Annotated in this window: 12 protein-coding genes and 1 pseudogene; 9 read left to right on the forward strand and 4 right to left on the reverse strand. The window is 69.3% G+C overall.

Features of this window, described 5'->3' with window-relative positions; genetic code table 11:
- Positions 1-3 precede the first annotated feature (3 nt).
- Together ASD79_RS20155 and ASD79_RS20160 are read right to left on the reverse strand one after the other, a co-directional pair.
- On the reverse strand, positions 4-1824 hold the full coding sequence (locus ASD79_RS20155) for a hypothetical protein (RefSeq protein ID WP_056724959.1): 1821 nt from the start codon (positions 1822-1824) through the stop codon (positions 4-6).
- Between the two features lie 121 nt (positions 1825-1945).
- Positions 1946-2593: a TetR/AcrR family transcriptional regulator gene (locus tag ASD79_RS20160; protein WP_156400598.1), complete on the reverse strand. Its 648-nt coding sequence runs from the start codon at positions 2591-2593 to the stop codon at positions 1946-1948.
- A gap of 59 nt (positions 2594-2652) precedes the next feature.
- Between ASD79_RS20160 and ASD79_RS20165 the strand changes: the two genes are divergently transcribed.
- The gene (locus tag ASD79_RS20165) at positions 2653-4638 is read left to right on the forward strand and encodes an alkyl/aryl-sulfatase (RefSeq protein WP_235524542.1); all 1986 of its coding nucleotides are present in this window, start codon (positions 2653-2655) and stop codon (positions 4636-4638) included.
- A gap of 238 nt (positions 4639-4876) precedes the next feature.
- Positions 4877-6463: a 2-isopropylmalate synthase gene (locus tag ASD79_RS20170; protein WP_056724961.1), complete on the forward strand. Its 1587-nt coding sequence runs from the start codon at positions 4877-4879 to the stop codon at positions 6461-6463.
- Between the two features lie 7 nt (positions 6464-6470).
- On the opposite strand, the pseudogene ASD79_RS25230 reads toward ASD79_RS20170, so the two are convergent.
- Together ASD79_RS25230 and ASD79_RS20175 are read right to left on the reverse strand one after the other, a co-directional pair.
- Positions 6471-6595, reverse strand: a pseudogene (locus ASD79_RS25230) (hypothetical protein); the annotation flags it as partial.
- A gap of 18 nt (positions 6596-6613) precedes the next feature.
- Positions 6614-7087, reverse strand: a complete 474-nt coding sequence (locus ASD79_RS20175) for a hypothetical protein (protein WP_056724964.1) — start codon at positions 7085-7087, stop codon at positions 6614-6616.
- 126 nt (positions 7088-7213) lie between these two features.
- Between ASD79_RS20175 and ASD79_RS20180 the strand changes: the two genes are divergently transcribed.
- The 7 genes from ASD79_RS20180 (at position 7214) to rodA (ending at position 14986) form a co-directional block, all read left to right on the forward strand.
- Positions 7214-7795 carry an O-methyltransferase gene (locus tag ASD79_RS20180; RefSeq protein WP_056724966.1) on the forward strand — a complete coding sequence of 194 codons (582 nt, stop codon included), beginning with the start codon at positions 7214-7216 and terminating at the stop codon, positions 7793-7795.
- Positions 7792-8670: a DMT family transporter gene (locus ASD79_RS20185; RefSeq protein WP_056724969.1), complete on the forward strand. Its 879-nt coding sequence runs from the start codon at positions 7792-7794 to the stop codon at positions 8668-8670. The genes ASD79_RS20180 and ASD79_RS20185 overlap by 4 nt, the downstream gene beginning before the upstream one ends.
- Positions 8671-9044: 374 nt before the next feature.
- A complete protein-coding gene (locus tag ASD79_RS20190; protein WP_004623009.1) occupies positions 9045-10088 on the forward strand; it encodes a rod shape-determining protein in 1044 nt (347 codons plus the stop codon).
- Between the two features lie 45 nt (positions 10089-10133).
- On the forward strand, positions 10134-11291 hold the full coding sequence (gene mreC / locus ASD79_RS20195; RefSeq protein ID WP_056724971.1) for a rod shape-determining protein MreC: 1158 nt from the start codon (positions 10134-10136) through the stop codon (positions 11289-11291).
- Entirely contained in the window at positions 11288-11803 is a 516-nt protein-coding gene (locus ASD79_RS20200) for a hypothetical protein (protein ID WP_056724973.1), read from the forward strand. Before mreC ends, ASD79_RS20200 begins: the two co-directional genes overlap by 4 nt.
- 4 nt (positions 11804-11807) lie before the next feature.
- Entirely contained in the window at positions 11808-13832 is a 2025-nt protein-coding gene (mrdA, locus tag ASD79_RS20205; RefSeq protein ID WP_056724975.1) for a penicillin-binding protein 2, read from the forward strand.
- Positions 13829-14986: a rod shape-determining protein RodA gene (gene rodA / locus ASD79_RS20210; RefSeq protein WP_056724977.1), complete on the forward strand. Its 1158-nt coding sequence runs from the start codon at positions 13829-13831 to the stop codon at positions 14984-14986. The genes mrdA and rodA overlap by 4 nt, the downstream gene beginning before the upstream one ends.
- Positions 14987-15104: the final 118 nt, after the last annotated feature.

A 15104-nucleotide genomic window follows, 5' to 3' on the forward strand; every position in this document is an offset into this window, starting at 1 on the left:
GCTTCACCGCTTGGTGGTCGGCTTGGCGGTTGGCTTGGTCGTTGGCTTGGCGGCGGGGCGTCGATGCAGGGCGTCCTTGAAGCCGGCCGCCAGGCGCAGGCCTTCCTCGAGACGCGCTTCGTACTGTTCCGTCAGCCGGTCCAGGCTTTGGGTCCAGGCCGTGTCCAGGGCGTCGACGGTCTTGGCGGCCAAGCCCGGGGCGCGGCCGTCGCCGGCCGCCCCGGCCATCAGCAGGGCGGCGCCCAGGCCCGCCTGCAACAGCACTTCGGGCCGCGGCGTCAGGCCAAGCGCGCCCAGGACCGCGAACCGTTCGAATTCGGGCCGTCGGTCGATCGGCGCGCGCTCCCAGGGATCGTAGGTCTCCTGAATCCACTCCCACCAGGGGATCTTCGGCTTGTAGAGGAAGTCGCGGATGATCAGCCGGCCGCACGCGCCGCGGGCCAGCGCCAGGTACTGGTCGGCCAGGCCGCCCCAGTAGTAGCAGCGCTCGAAGTCGAACCCGGCGCCGCCCTTTTCCAGCGTGTCGCCGATCTTGCCGGGATCGACGCCCCCGCCGAAGTGCGGCAGTTCTTCCTTCAGGCGGGGGAAGGCGGCGATGTCGAGCAGGGCGTTCCACCACACCACATGGTGGCGCTTGGCCGGGATCAGCCAGTAGATGATGTTGCGGTAATAGGCCTTGATGGCCTCGTAGTGCGGCGAGGCCTTGCGGCCGCCGTTGCCGTCCGGGATGTAGAAGCCGAACAGCCGCTGGTCGGTCTGGGGAAAGCCGCCCAGGCCCTTCAGCGTCATGTCGCCGGTCAGGTTGATGTTGAAGAAGTGGTGCCAGGTGGAGTCGACCACCACCCGGCCGCGCTTGACCCGGTGGCCGTCCCAGGCGGCGATCACCCCGAAGCTGCGGGCGGCCACGATGTCGGGGTCGTCGAAAGTTCCGGGGGCGATGGCCAGGGTGACGTGGCCGCCGAGCACGTCGGCGGTGGCGATGACTTCCGGGACCAGGTCGGGGTCGCCGTCGGTCGGAAACTCGGCCACCGTCGCGCCGGCCAGCTTGTAGGTCAGGGTCGCGAAGTTGTCGGGAACCTCGCAATGGCCCTCGTGCATGTGGTCCGGCAGATATTTGATCACCCCGGCCGGCGAGCAGAGCAGGGGGTGGGGGTATCTCGACTTGGCCAGATAGCCGCCGGAGATCTTGATCCCGCCGCTGTACCAGGCCGGATGGATTTCCTGGGCGATCTCGTCGGACTGGTCCTCGAATTGCACCACGTGGTCGGGACCCGGGCGGGTTGTGTCGAAGCGGTTGACGCCCTGGCCGTCGGGGGCCGGCGGGTGACCCTTCGGGTCGAAGGAGGGCCACCAGCGCCGCAGGCTGCGCACGCGCGGAATGATCCGCCCGACCTCGGCGCCGAGGTTTTCGTGGTCGCCGGTGGCGAAGAAGCCGCCGCCCTTTTCCATGTACTGGGCGATGGCTTCGGCCTGTGGCGCGAGCGCCGGGTCGATGTCCTCCGCGCCGCGGGTGATGGCGAACAGCAGCACCATGTCGTAGTCGGCCAGCACCCGGGCGACGCCGTTGACCGTGAAGCCCTGGTCGAAGCGGAAGCCCACCACGTCGGCGCCGGTGGTGGCCTTCATGGCGGCCTCTCCACCGGGTTCCGGGGCGTCGCGATGGGCCTTGGTGACCTCGATCTTGAAGCCCAGCCACGAGGTGTTCAGCAGCACGTCGACGAATTCGCCGAGATGGAATTCCCGGTTCGGCTCGTGGCTGGTCCAATGGAGGAAGCCGCCGTCGAAGCGGTCAGTGACGATCAGGACGCGTACAAGGGGCTTCATCGGGACCTCCGGTTTTGGGAGAGACGCCACTGGCCAGACGCATGCACGCTAAGTGCAAGTATGGGTCATTACACAACTATAGATAACATTTCCATGGGAAATCGCGGCGGTCGATCCGGGCCTAGGCGGCGGGCGACAACCCCAGCGCCTCGCGGGTCGCGGTCCGCCAGGCGCGGACGATCTCGCCGAACCAGTGGATCCGCGCCGCGTCGGTCATGCCGTCCTGGCGTTCGATCCCGGCGATCCAGGCCTGGACGAAGAACGGCAGGAAGCTCCGCACCGCATGGCGGCAGGCGGCCTGAAGCGCTTCCGGCGCGCCGGGCGGCGCGGCGATGAACGGCTCGCCCAGCCGGGTCAGCAGGGCGTCGCAGGCCGCCGCCCAGGGCGCGGCCTCGGGCGCGGCGCGGGCGTCGCGCAGCAGCAGCAGGAACAGCGCCGGACGGGCCCGGGCCATGTCGATCATCCCGGCCAGGCTGGAGCCATAGCCGCCCCATGGCGGAGCGCCGGCCGCCTCGATGCGAGCCAGTGCGCCGCCGAACAGGGCGTCGATCAGGGCCTGGCGCGACGGGTAGAGCCGGTAGACCAGGATCTTGGCCATGCCCAGGCGGTCAGCGACGTCCTGCATGGTGGCGGCCTGCAGGCCCTTTTCCGCGAACACCTCGACGGCGGCGTCCAGCACCGCTTGGCCGCGCGCGTCGCGATCGACCCTCGGCTTGGGCTGGCCGGGGCGGCCGCGGGGTTTGGGGCGAGTTGGATTTGCAGCGCTCATCTTCGGTGATATGTAGAATGAAACTATAAAGTTTCAAAATGATCATCCGGGAGAATGCGATGTCGGCCAACATGCTCAAGAGCCGCGCGGCGCCGTGGGTTCTGGCCGTCGCGCTGGCGGCGGCGCCGGCCTGGGCCCTGGCCGGCGAACCGGCCTCGACCATGACGGCGGCCAGCCAGAAGGTCGTGGCCGACAGTCTGCCGTTCTCCGACAAGCAGGACTTCGACTTCGCCGATCGCGGCTGGCTGGGCACCCGCGCCGACCCGCTGATCAAGCGCGCCGACGGCAAGGTGGCCTGGGACCTGTCGGCCTACGACTTCCTGAAGGGCGCGCCGCCGGCCACGGTCAATCCCAGCCTGTGGCGCCAGGCCCAGCTCCTTTCGCGCCACGGCCTCTACAAGGTGTCCGACCGCGTCTGGCAGGTGCGGGGCTTCGACATCTCCAACGTCACCTTCATCCAGGGCGACACCGGCTGGATCGTCGTCGATCCGCTGACCACGGCCGAGACGGCGAAGGCGGCCTTCGAACTGGTCACCGAGACGCTGGGCGCGCGGCCGGTCAAGGCGGTGATCTACACCCACAGCCACAGCGACCACTTCGGCGGGGTGCGCGGCATCGTCGACCAGAAGGACGTCGAGACCGGCAAGATCGCCATCGTCGCGCCCGAAGGCTTCATGAAGGAAGTGGTCAGCGAGAACGTGCTGGCCGGGAACGCCATGAGCCGCCGGGCCCAGTACCAGTTCGGCTTGTTGCTGCCGCCCGGCCTGGAGGGCCAGGTCAGCGCCGGCATCGGCCAGGGCGTCGCCAAGGGTTCGATCACCCTGATCCCGCCGACCCAGTCGATCGACCACACCGGCCAGGAGCTGACCCTGGACGGGCTGAAGATCCGCTTCCAGTACACGCCCAACACCGAAGCACCGGCCGAGATGAACCTGTTCATGCCGGACCTGAAGACCCTGCTGGTGGCCGAGAACGCCACGGTGACCATGCACAACGTGCTGACCCCGCGCGGCGCCCTGGTGCGCGACAGCAAGGCCTGGGCCGACAGCCTGACGCAGACCCTCAACCTGTTCGGCGACCAGTCCGACGTGATGGTCGCCAGCCACGGCTGGCCGCGTTTCGGTCGCGATACGCTGAAGACCTTCCTGGCCGACAACCGCGACGCCTACAAATACCTGCACGACCAGTCGGTGCGGATGATGAACCTGGGCATGACCGGCGACGAGATCGCCGCGACCATCCAGCTGCCGCCCAGCCTGGCCAAGGACTGGTACAACCGCGGCTATTACGGGAGCATGAGCTTCAACAGCCGGGCGGTCTATCAGCGCTACATGGGCTGGTACGACGCCAATCCCGTCCACCTGGCGCCGCGGCCGCCGGCCCAGACCGGCGCCCGCTATGTCGAGGCGATGGGCGGGGCGGCGCATGTGCGCGAGATGGCCAAGGCGGCGGCGGGGAAGGGCGACTACGCCTGGGCCGCCGCCCTGCTCGACCACCTGGTGATGTCCGATCCGGCCGACACGGCGGCCAAGACGCAGCTGGCGGCGGCCTACGATCAGTTGGGCTACCAGACCGAGAACGCCATCTGGCGCAACATGTACCTGACGGCGGCCGACGAACTGCGCGGCGGAATCCGCAAGTTCCCGCCGTCGCCCGCGCCGCTCGACATGTTGCAGGGCCTGCCCAGCGAGATGATCTTCGACGTCCTGGCCATCCGCCTGAACGCCGACAAGGTCGGCGACGCGCACCTGAAGCTGGCCTTCGTCTTCCCCGAGCGCGACGAGCGGTTCGTGGTCGAGGTGCGCAACCGGGTGCTGGTGGCGCAGCGTTCCCCAAAGGGGCAAGGGAGGAGCGAGCCGGTGGACGCGACGCTCACGGTGGCCCGGCCGGTGTTCCTCGACTCGCTGTTCAGGGGCACGCCCCTGGCGGCCAAGGTCGTTTCGGGGGAGGCCAAGCTGGAGGGCGATCGCGCCGCCATGGGCCGCCTGGCGGGGTGGTTTGACGCTTTCACCAGCGATTTCCCGATCGTGACCCGCCCCAAATAGGGTGGGTTCTGGAAGGAACTTGCTCTGTGTGCGGCCAATCGCGCGAAAAGAGCAAAATGCTTGCTGGATTCCGGGTCGCTGTGTAGAAAGCAACCATGAACGTCGCGCGCCAACTGCTTTCGCTTCGGCTTACCACCCCCTGGGCGCTCTAGGGGCCGCGCTTCGTCGTGGCCGGGCGCGCAGGGGATAACCGACCCGCAGCCGCCCCGCACGCAGACACCTTCCGACGAGTAGCTCCATGACCCCCCCGACTTCTGGCGTATCGCCCGGCGCTTTCGACAAGCGCGACAACGTCGTCATTTTCGACACCACCATGCGCGACGGCGAACAATCGCCCGGCGCCTCGATGTCGCATGACGAGAAGCTGGAACTGGCCAAGATCCTCGAGGAGATGGGGGTCGACGTCATCGAGGCCGGCTTCCCGATCGCCTCGAACGGCGACTTCGAGGCGGTCCGCGAGATCGCCAAGATCGTCAAGAACTCCACCATCGCCGGCCTGTGCCGCGCCCATCAGGTCGACATCGACCGTTGCGCCGAGGCCCTGAAGGGCACGCAGCGCGGCCGCATCCACGTGGTCATCGCCACCAGCGACCTGCACATGAAGCACAAGCTGCAGATGGAGCCCGACGCGGTGATCGACGTGATCGCCCGCTCGGTGACCCACGCCCGCAACCTGCGCGACGACGTCGAATGGTCGGCCGAGGACGCCACCCGCAGCGATCGTCAGTTCCTGCGCCGCGCCATCGAGACGGCGATCAAGGCCGGGGCCACGACGATCAACCTGCCCGACACCGTCGGCTATACCTATCCGTCGGAATATGCCGACCTGTTCAGCTGGATGACCCAGAACGTCGAGGGCGCCGACAAGGTGATCTTCTCGACCCACTGCCACAACGACCTGGGCCTGGCCGTGGCCAACAGCCTGGCCGGCGTGCAGGGCGGGGCGCGCCAGATCGAGTGCGCGATCAACGGCCTGGGCGAGCGGGCCGGCAACGCGGCGCTGGAAGAGATCGTCATGGCCCTGAAGGTGCGGGCCGACAAGCTGCCCTTCCAGACCGGCATCGACACCACCCACATCACCCGCGCCAGCCGCTACGTCTCGGCCATCACCGGTTTCCCGGTGCAGTACAACAAGGCCATCGTCGGCAAGAACGCCTTCGCGCACGAGAGCGGCATCCACCAGGACGGGATGCTGAAGAACCGCGAGACCTACGAGATCATGACCCCGGAATCGGTCGGCCAGGCGCCGTCCAGCCTGGTCATGGGCAAGCACTCGGGCAGCCACGCCTTCCGCGCCAAGCTGAAGGACCTGGGCTACGAGCTGGGCCAGAACGCCCTGAAGGAGGCCTTCGGCCGTTTCAAGGACCTGGCCGACCGCAAGAAGCACGTCTATGACGACGACATCATCGCCCTGGTCGACGACGCCCTGGCGCGCGGGTCGGAGCGCATCCGCGTCCAGCGCCTGCGGGTGGTGGCCGGCACCGACGGCCAGTCGGCCGAGCTGACCCTGGAAGTCGACGGCGAGATCAAGACCTCGGAAGCCTCCGGCGACGGTCCGGTCGACGCGGTGTTCAACGCCATCCAGCAGATCGTGCCGCACGACGCCGCCCTGCGCCTGTTCCAGGTGCACGCGGTCACCGAAGGCACCGACGCCCAGGCCCAGGTCTCGGTCCGCCTCGAGGAGGATGGCCGCATCGCCACCGGCCAGGCCGCCGACACCGACACCCTGACCGCCTCGGCCAAGGCCTATGTCAACGCCCTGAACAACCTCATGGCGCGCAAGGAAAAGAGCCGACCGGAAGCAGCGATCGCCAGCGGGTTTTAAGCTCGGGTCAGCATCCCAAACGGTTGTCATCCCGGAAGCCTCGCAGAGGCTGTCCGGGACCCAGGGGCCGGCGCAATGCGGTGGTCCTGGGTCCCGGCTCTTCGCTTCGCTACGGCCGGGATGACAACTGTTTGGGCTGGCTGTGAGACCCTAAGCCGCCGCCCGCTTCGAAAACGGCCGCGTCGCCAGCAGTTCCGCCGACAACTCCGCCTGCGCCTCGACTTCCAGCCCCAGCGCCCGCAGGTCCTCGCACAACGTCCGGCGCGGCTCCTGGTCGAGGAACGCCCCGGCGTCGATGACCAGCGCGCCGCCTGGGCGCAGCATGGTCAGGGTCGAGGCCGCGGCGGCGCGGGCGTCGGGGACGGTGGAGCAGCCGACGATCAGCAGCACGTCGCTCTGTTCGTCGGCGGCCCGGCAGGTGGCCCGGCGGGCGGCTTCTACCCGGTCATAACCCTTGCGCCACAGCACGCTCATCGCCTCGCCCGCGTCGGGTCCGGTCACCGCCACGAAACACAGCGGCGTGGCCTCGGCGAGGGTAAGCATGCGCTCGAGGGTGCGGGAGATCCCGTCGGTCGGAACGCCGAGCAGGAACTGCGCGGCCTGACGGAACGGATGGGACGACATGGTCGAAACCTCTGACTGGTCGAGCCCGTCACCGGACGAGCCGACCGCCAGGGTGTGCGCCTTCGGGGCCTAAGGCCTCTATTCGGATTGGGGCCGTCCGCATAAGGGCGGCATAAGGATCAGCCGATGCTGGACGACGACAAGACAGCGACACCGCCGGTCTGGCGCGAGATCGACGCCCGCTCGCGCGCCCTCGGCTTCGACATGCCGTCGGAGGCGGGGACGGGGGCCATGCTGCGGCTGCTGGCGGCTTCCAAGCCCTCCGGCCGCCTGCTGGAGCTCGGGACGGGCACGGGCCTGGCCACCGCCTGGCTGCTGGACGGCATGGGGCCGGGGGCGACCTTGGTCAGCCTGGACAACGATGCGCGCGTCCAGGCCGTGGCCCGCGCGGCGCTCGACGATGACTCGCGCGTGACCTTCGTGGCCGGCGACGGCCTCGACTACGTTCGGAGCCAGGCGCCGGCCAGTTTCGACCTGATCTTCGCCGACGCGTGGCCGGGCAAGTACGACGGGCTGGACGAGACCCTGGCGCTGCTGCGTCCCGGCGGACTCTATGTGGTCGACGACATGTCGCGACAGCCCAACTGGCCGGAAGGCCACCAGCCCCGCGTCGACGTCCTGACGGCGCGGCTGAAATCCCATCCCGACCTCGCGACCGTGGCCCTGGACTGGGCGTCGGGACTGGTCATCGTGGCGAGACGGCCATGATCTGGATTCCCATCACTGTCGCCGCCGCCGCCTTCCAGGTGGCCCGCAACGCCGCCCAGCGCTCGGTGATGGGCGGGGCGGGGCCGTGGGGCGCGACCCTGGTGCGGTTCCTGTTCGGCCTGCCGTTCGCCACCCTGTTCGCCGGCGTCGCCTGGGCGGTGACGCCCGGCGCCGCGGCGCACGCGACGCCCGGGTTCTGGCTGGCCTGCCTGGCGGGCGCGGCCTTGCAGATCGGCGCCACCGCGGCCCTGCTGACCGCCATGCACCGCTCGTCCTTCGCCCTGGGCACCGCCCTGCAACAGAGCGGCCTGCCGTTCGCCCTGGTCTGGGGCGCGCTGCTGTTCGGCGACAAGGTCTCGGCCGTGACCTGGATCGGCGGCCTGATCGCCACGCTCGGGCTGGCGGCCCTGACTTGGCCGCGCGGCGGGCCGCCGATGCGACGGGGCGCGGTCCTGGCCGGGCTGGGCTCGGGCGCGGCCTTCGCCCTGTGCGCCAACTGCTTCCGCCAGGCGTCCCTGGCCTTCGACCCGGCCCATCCGGCGGTCTCGGCGCTGGTCACGGTGATGGTGGTCCAGGCCATCCAGACCGTGGTCCTGACGGCGTTCCTGGCGGCGCGCAATCCCGACGCCCTGGCCGAGGTGGTCAAGGCCTGGCGGCGGTCGCTGGGCGCGGGCTTCTGCGGCGCGGCGGCTTCGGGCCTGTGGTTCACCGCCATGGCGCTGAGCCCGGTTGGGCCGGTGCGGGCGGTGGGGGTGGTCGAGATGCCGATGGCCGCCCTGGCCGGACGGCGGCTGTTCGCCGAGCGTATGACCGCTTCGCAGATGATCTTCGGCCTGGTCACGGCGGTCGGCGTGGTCATGGCCGCGCTCGGCTAGAAATCGCCATGTTTCTGGGATGAAACCTCCCGCGCCGCCGTTCTGCGAAAACAGGTGAGCAAGGCCTGCTAATAGACCTTGAAATCAACGCTTTCGCAGGGCAAACGGGCGACGTCGGCGCGCTTTGTGGCAGTCAGACGACGGCGCGGCGGGAGCTCGCGCTCCCGTCGTGCGGCAGGCGCTCGTCAATGGGACAAAGCCCGTAATCGCGGGAATCATGTTGTCCTCGTTCGGAATTGAAGTAGGAGCCATCTTTTCCCTTCGCCTTCGGCGCAAACGCGCCGCAAATGGCTCTGCTTTCGCCTATCCGCCGCCTTCCTTCTTTTGACGACCCAGCCGCCTTCGCCCCCCTATCCCGTCAGTCAGGGCTTTCAATGTTTTCTTCCCTCTTCGGCGTCATCTCCAACGACATCGCCATCGACCTGGGCACCGCCAACACCCTCATCTACATGAAGGGCAAGGGCATCGTGCTGAACGAACCGTCGGTGGTGGCGCTGCGCAATGTCGGCGGCCGCAAGATCGTTCACGCCGTCGGGATCGAGGCCAAGCAGATGCTGGGCCGCACGCCGGGCCACATGGAAGCCATCCGCCCGATGCGCGACGGAGTCATCGCCGACTTCGAAGTCGCCGAGGAGATGATCAAGTACTTCATCCGCAAGGTTCACAACCGCAAGGGCTTCGTGAACCCCAAGGTCATCGTCTGCGTGCCGTCGGGCGCCACCGCCGTGGAACGCCGCGCCATCAACGACAGCTGCCTCAACGCCTCGGCCCGCCGCGTGGGCCTGATCGACGAGCCGATGGCCGCGGCGATCGGCGCCGGCCTGCCCATCCACGAGCCGACCGGCTCGATGGTCGTCGACATCGGCGGCGGCACCACCGAGGTGGCCGTGCTGTCGCTGTCGGGCATCGTCTATTCGCGCTCGGTGCGGGTCGGCGGCGACAAGATGGACGAGGCGATCATCAGCTACATGCGTCGCCACCATAACCTGCTGATCGGCGAAACCACCGCCGAGCGCATCAAGAAGGAAATCGGCACCGCCCGCGCCCCGGCCGACGGCGAAGGCCTGTCGATCGACGTCAAGGGCCGCGACCTGATGCAGGGCGTGCCGCGCGAAGTCCGCATCTCGGAAAAGCAAGCCGCCGACGCCCTGGCCGAACCGGTCGGGCAGATCGTCGAGGCCGTGAAGGTGGCTCTGGAAGCCACCCCGCCGGAACTGGCCAGCGACATCGCCGACAAGGGCATCATGCTGACCGGCGGCGGCGCTCTGCTGCGCGGCCTGGACGCCGAGATCCGCGACCACACCGGCCTGCCGGTGACGGTGGCCGACGACCCGCTGTCGTGCGTGGCCCTGGGCTGCGGCAAGGTGCTCGAACATCCCAAGTGGATGAAGGGCGTGCTTGAGTCCACTCTCGCCTAATCACTCACCTCTGAGTCGGCGCCCGGTGCGCCGGGAGAACAGCACGTGCCCTTTCGCGAAGGTCCGCTGGGCGACCTGAAAGTGCCGCTCACCTGGACCGCGGCCGTGGCGTTGATCGTCGCGGTCGTGATCGCGGTGGCGTTCCTGCTGGCCGACCGGCGCGAGACCCTCCAGCAACAGGCCTACGGCGTCACCCGTCAGACGGTCGACACGGTGTCCAAGCCGGTCAGCGGCGTGATCGCCGCGCCGGGCCGCTGGACGGGCCTGGGCGTCGATTTCGCCAGCAGCTACTTCTTCACCGCCTCCGAGAACCGCCGGCTGAAGGCCGAGCTCAAGGAGATGCGCGGCTATCGCGACCAGTACCTGGCCGAAGTCGACAAGAACGACCGCTACCGCTCGCTGCTGGGCCTGCGCACCGATCCGCCGATCCCGATGGTCGCCGCCCGGGTGGTCAGCGACAGCCGGGGCCCGTTCGCCAACACCCGCCTGGCCGACGCCGGCGCCGAAAAGGGCGTGCTGGTCGGCAATCCGGTGATGAACGAGCGCGGCCTGGTCGGCCGCGTGGTCGGCGTCGCCAACGGGGCCAGCCGGGTGCTGCTGCTGACCGACATCGCCTCGCGTACGCCGGTGATGATCGACCGCACCAACGCCCGCGCCATCCTGACCGGCGACGGCGGTCCCAATCCCAAGCTGGAATATCTGCGCGGCGCCGATCCGATCAAGGAGGGCGACCGGGTCGTCACCTCGGGCGACGGCGGCGTGGTGCCGCGCGGCCTGCCGGTCGGCGCGGCGGTCAAGGGCCTGGACGGCCGCTGGCGCGTGGTGCTGTTCGCCGACGACACCGCCATCGACTATGTCCGCATCCTGCTGTTCAAGGACTTCGCCCAGCTGGCCGACCAGAAGGCGCTGCTGACCCGCAACCTGCCGCCGGTGACCACCGAGGACCCCAACGTCTCGATCCTGGGCCCCGCCGCTGGAGCCAAGCCGCCGCCGCCCGCCGCCGCCACGCCGACGACCGCGCCCGCGACGACCGCGCCCAAGCCCGTCGCCCCGGCCGTGACCACGGCCGCGCCGAAACCCGCTACGCCCAAGCCCGCCACGCCCAAGCCCGCCACGCCAAGGCCCGCGACCGCGCAGCCCAGGGCCGCCACGCCGCGCGCGACGGTCCCGACCGCGCCGCAACCGCCTGGAGGCGGCGTATGACCATGGGCGGCGCACGGCCTCTGCATCCCGGCCGTTGGCTGGGCGTGCCGCTGCTGATCAGCGTTCTGGCGACCGTCGTCTTCGCCGCGCCCATCCGCATCTACGGCCTGCAACTTCCGGAGCCGGTGTTCGCCATGGTCCCGGCCTTCGCCTGGGCCCTGATCCGGCCGTCGATCCTGGCCCCGTTCGCCCTGCTGTTCCTGGGTCTGTTCCTGGACGTGTTCTGGGGCGGGGCGACCGGCCTGTGGGGCCTGTCGCTGCTGGTCGCCTACGCCACGGCCCTGGCTGGCCGCAACATGATGACCGGCCAGAGCCGGCCGATCATGTGGGCGTGGTTCAGCGGCGTGACCGGGGTGGCGATGATCGCCGGCTTCCTGTTCACGATGCTCGACAGCCTGGCCATGCCCAGCCTCCTGGCGGTGTTCTGGCAGTTCCTGGTCACCGCCCTGTTGTTCCCGTTCGCCCACCGGCTGATCGACCGGTTCGAGGACGCGGACGTCCGGTTCCGGTGACGCCATGAGCGAACCGTCCATCTTCTTCTTCGAGGTCAACGAACGGCAGGGGGTCTTCCACCGCCGCGCGTTCCTGATGGGCGGCCTGGCCGGCGGCGGACTGTTGGCCCTGGGCGGTCGCCTGGCCCAGCTGCAGCTGGTCGAGGCCCAGCGCTACCAGAAGCTTTCGGCAGGCAACCAGTTCAACTACCGCCTGACGCCGCCGCCGCGCGGCCTGATCCTCGACCGCAACGGCGTGGCCCTGGCCTCGAACCGGCCCAATTTCCGGCTGCTGGTCACCAAGGAGTCCAAGGACTTCGACGTCGAGGCGACGCTGGACGACCTGGCCCTGCTGGTGCCGATCGACGGCTCGCGCCGCGCCCGGCTGCTCAAGGACATCGCCCGGGCGCCGAAGAAGGCCCCGGTGGCGGTGATGGAGGACATGACCTGGGAGGAGTTCTCCCGCGTCAACATCCGCGCCCCGGAACTGCCCGGCGTCACCGCCGACATGGGCGAGGTGCGGGTCTATCCGTTCGGCGGGGCCTTCGCCCACGTCATCGGTTACGTGGCCAAGGTCTCGGACCGCGACCTGGAGAAGGCCAAGGACGAGCCCGACCAGGACCTGCTGCACCACCCGGGCTTCCGGATCGGCAAGCAGGGGGTGGAGAAGGCCCTGGACCGCGAGCTGCGCGGCCGTCCGGGCGCCACCAAGGCCGAGGTCGACGCCCAGGGCCGGGTGGTGCGCCTCGACCCCGAGGGCGACATCCCGCCGACCGCCGGCAAGGAAGTGCGGCTGACCCTGGACGCCGACATCCAGAACCGCGCCCTGGAGGTGATGGGCGACGAGAGCGGCGCCATCGTCGTCATGGACATCCGCAACGGCGACCTGCTGGCCATGGTCTCGGCCCCCAGCTTCGACGCCAACCGCTTCGTCAAGGGGCTGTCGGGGCCCGAGTACAAGGCCCTGGCCGAGTACGAGCGCAAGCCGCTGCTGGACAAGGCGCTGAGCGGCACCTATCCGCCGGGCTCGACCTTCAAGCCGACCGTCGGCCTGGCCGCCTTGGCGGCGGGCGTCGATCCCGAAGCGCGGGTGAATTGCGGCGGCAGCTGGTACTATGGCAACCGCACATGGCGGTGCTGGCAGAAGAACGGCCACGGCTCGCAGAACATGCACGAGGCCATCAAGAACTCCTGCGACGTCTACTTCTACCAGACCGCCCTGAAGGTCGGGCCGGACGCCATCGCCACGGCCGCCCGGGCCATGGGTTTCGGCCAGATCTTCGACATCGGCATTCCCGGCCAGAAGAAGGGCCTGGTCCCCGACCGGGCCTGGAAGAAGGCCGCCTTCAAGAAGAACCCCGCCAACCAGATCTGGTTTCCTGGCGAGACCCCCAGCTACGGGATCGGGCAGGGGGCCCTGAACGTCAACGCCCTGCAGCTGGCGGTGATGACCTCGCGCCTGGCCAACGGCAAGAAGGCGCTCAATCCGCGACTTATCAAGTCGGTCGGCGGGGTGGAGCAGCCCAGCGGCGCGGCCGTGCCCGACCTGCCGTTCTCGATGGAGCACCTGGCCTATGTGCGCGGCGGCATGGAGGCGGTGGCCAACGACGTGCGCGGCACCGCCTATCGCCAGAGCCAGCTGGGCCTGGGCGACGTCAAGATGGCCGGCAAGACCGGCACGGCCCAGGTGCGCAGCTACGACAAGGTCGCCAACCGCAAGAGCGACAGCGTCGCCTGGCGACTCAAGGACCACAACCTGTTCGTGGCCTTCGCCCCCTATGACGACCCCCGCTACGCCGTCGCCGTGATCATCGAGCACGGCGGCCTGGGCGGCGCGACGGCCGGCGCCCCGCGGGCCCGCGAGGTCATGCGCGTGGCGCTGCTGAAGGATCCGGAGATCCGCGCCCGCATCGAGCGTCCCATGCCGATGCCCGAGGCGCCGGTCGAGACTGGTCCCGACGGCGCCGTCGAGGGCGCGGCCCCCGAAGACCCGATCGAAGGCGCGCCGCCGCCGCCCACGCCGACGCCCGCGCCCGGAGCTCCCCAATGACCCTCAGCGGCGGCCTCAGCCGGCCCGGCGAACGCGACCGGCCGATCATCAAGTTCATGGAGATCGACTGGACCCTGTGCCTGGTCCTGTGCCTGATCGCCGGCACCGGCAGCATGATGCTGTTCTCGATCGCCGGCGCCTCGTGGGAGCCGTGGGCCGCCAAGCACCTGATCCGCTTCGGCATCTATTTCGTGCTGATGATCGGCCTGGCGATGATCGACCTGCGGGTGTGGTTCAGCCTGGCCTATCCGGTCTACGGGGTCGGGCTGATCCTGCTGGTGCTGGTCGAGGCGATCGGCGACGTCTCGCTGGGCGCCCAGCGCTGGCTGTCGATCGGCGGCTTCCGCTTCCAGCCGTCCGAGATCATGAAGATCGGCGTCGTCCTGGCCCTGGCCCGCTATTATCACGGCCTGTCGGCCGACAGCGCCCGGCTGTCGTGGAAGCTGCTGATCCCCGCCACCCTGATCGGCGCCCCGACCTTGCTCGTCGCCCACCAGCCCGACCTGGGGACGGCGGTGCTGATCGCCGCGCCGGGCATCGCGGTGATGGTGCTGGCCGGGCTGTCGCTGCGGCTGATCATCGCCGGTATCGTCGCGGTGCTGGCGGCCCTGCCGCCGTTCATCTTCTTCGTGCTGCACGACTACCAGCGCAACCGGATCCTGACCTTCATGGACCCGGAAAAGGACCCGTCGGGCAACGGCTACCACATCATGCAGTCGAAGATCGCCCTGGGCTCGGGCGGGCTGATGGGCAAGGGCTTCGGCCTGGGGTCGCAGAGCCAGCTGAACTTCCTGCCCGAGAAGCAGACCGACTTCATCTTCGCCACCCTGGCCGAGGAGTTCGGCTTCATCGGCTGCTTCAGCGTGCTGTTCCTGTACGGCGTGGCGATCTTCATGGCCCTGCGCATCGCCTCGATCAGCCACAGCCACTTCGGCCGGCTGTCGGCGGCGGGCGTCACGGCGACCTTCGCCCTCTACGTGCTGATCAACGGCGCGATGGTCATGGGCATGGCCCCGGTGGTCGGCGTGCCGATGCCGATGCTCAGCTACGGCGGCACCGTCATGCTGACGGTGATGGTCGGGTTCGGACTGGTGCAGGCGGTGCGGGTGCACCGCTATACCGAGGTGACCAGCGGCAAGGGCTCGCTGATGTAGTCAGGAGCGTCGAACCTCCGTCCCTCCCCCTCGTGGGGTGGCCTCCGAAGGAGGTCGGGTGGGGGATCGGTGCAGGGCGCCTGAAGTCAGCAGGCCCCACCCGTCGGCTTCGCCGCCA

The organism is Caulobacter sp. Root655 (assembly GCF_001427665.1).
In the GTDB taxonomy this organism is placed as follows: domain Bacteria; phylum Pseudomonadota; class Alphaproteobacteria; order Caulobacterales; family Caulobacteraceae; genus Caulobacter.

What these genes read in the sequence shown, in the direction of transcription:
- ASD79_RS20155 (WP_056724959.1), bottom strand. Translation starts at nt 1,824, where the DNA reads ATGAAGCCCCTTGTACGCGTCCTGATCGTCACTGACCGCTTCGACGGC.
- ASD79_RS20160 (WP_156400598.1), bottom strand. Translation starts at nt 2,593, where the DNA reads ATGAGCGCTGCAAATCCAACTCGCCCCAAACCCCGCGGCCGCCCCGGC.
- ASD79_RS20165 (WP_235524542.1), top strand. Translation starts at nt 2,653, where the DNA reads ATGTCGGCCAACATGCTCAAGAGCCGCGCGGCGCCGTGGGTTCTGGCC.
- ASD79_RS20170 (WP_056724961.1), top strand. Translation starts at nt 4,877, where the DNA reads ATGACCCCCCCGACTTCTGGCGTATCGCCCGGCGCTTTCGACAAGCGC.
- ASD79_RS20175 (WP_056724964.1), bottom strand. Translation starts at nt 7,087, where the DNA reads ATGTCGTCCCATCCGTTCCGTCAGGCCGCGCAGTTCCTGCTCGGCGTT.
- ASD79_RS20180 (WP_056724966.1), top strand. Translation starts at nt 7,214, where the DNA reads ATGCTGGACGACGACAAGACAGCGACACCGCCGGTCTGGCGCGAGATC.
- ASD79_RS20185 (WP_056724969.1), top strand. Translation starts at nt 7,792, where the DNA reads ATGATCTGGATTCCCATCACTGTCGCCGCCGCCGCCTTCCAGGTGGCC.
- ASD79_RS20190 (WP_004623009.1), top strand. Translation starts at nt 9,045, where the DNA reads ATGTTTTCTTCCCTCTTCGGCGTCATCTCCAACGACATCGCCATCGAC.
- ASD79_RS20200 (WP_056724973.1), top strand. Translation starts at nt 11,288, where the DNA reads ATGACCATGGGCGGCGCACGGCCTCTGCATCCCGGCCGTTGGCTGGGC.
- mrdA (WP_056724975.1), top strand. Translation starts at nt 11,808, where the DNA reads ATGAGCGAACCGTCCATCTTCTTCTTCGAGGTCAACGAACGGCAGGGG.
- rodA (WP_056724977.1), top strand. Translation starts at nt 13,829, where the DNA reads ATGACCCTCAGCGGCGGCCTCAGCCGGCCCGGCGAACGCGACCGGCCG.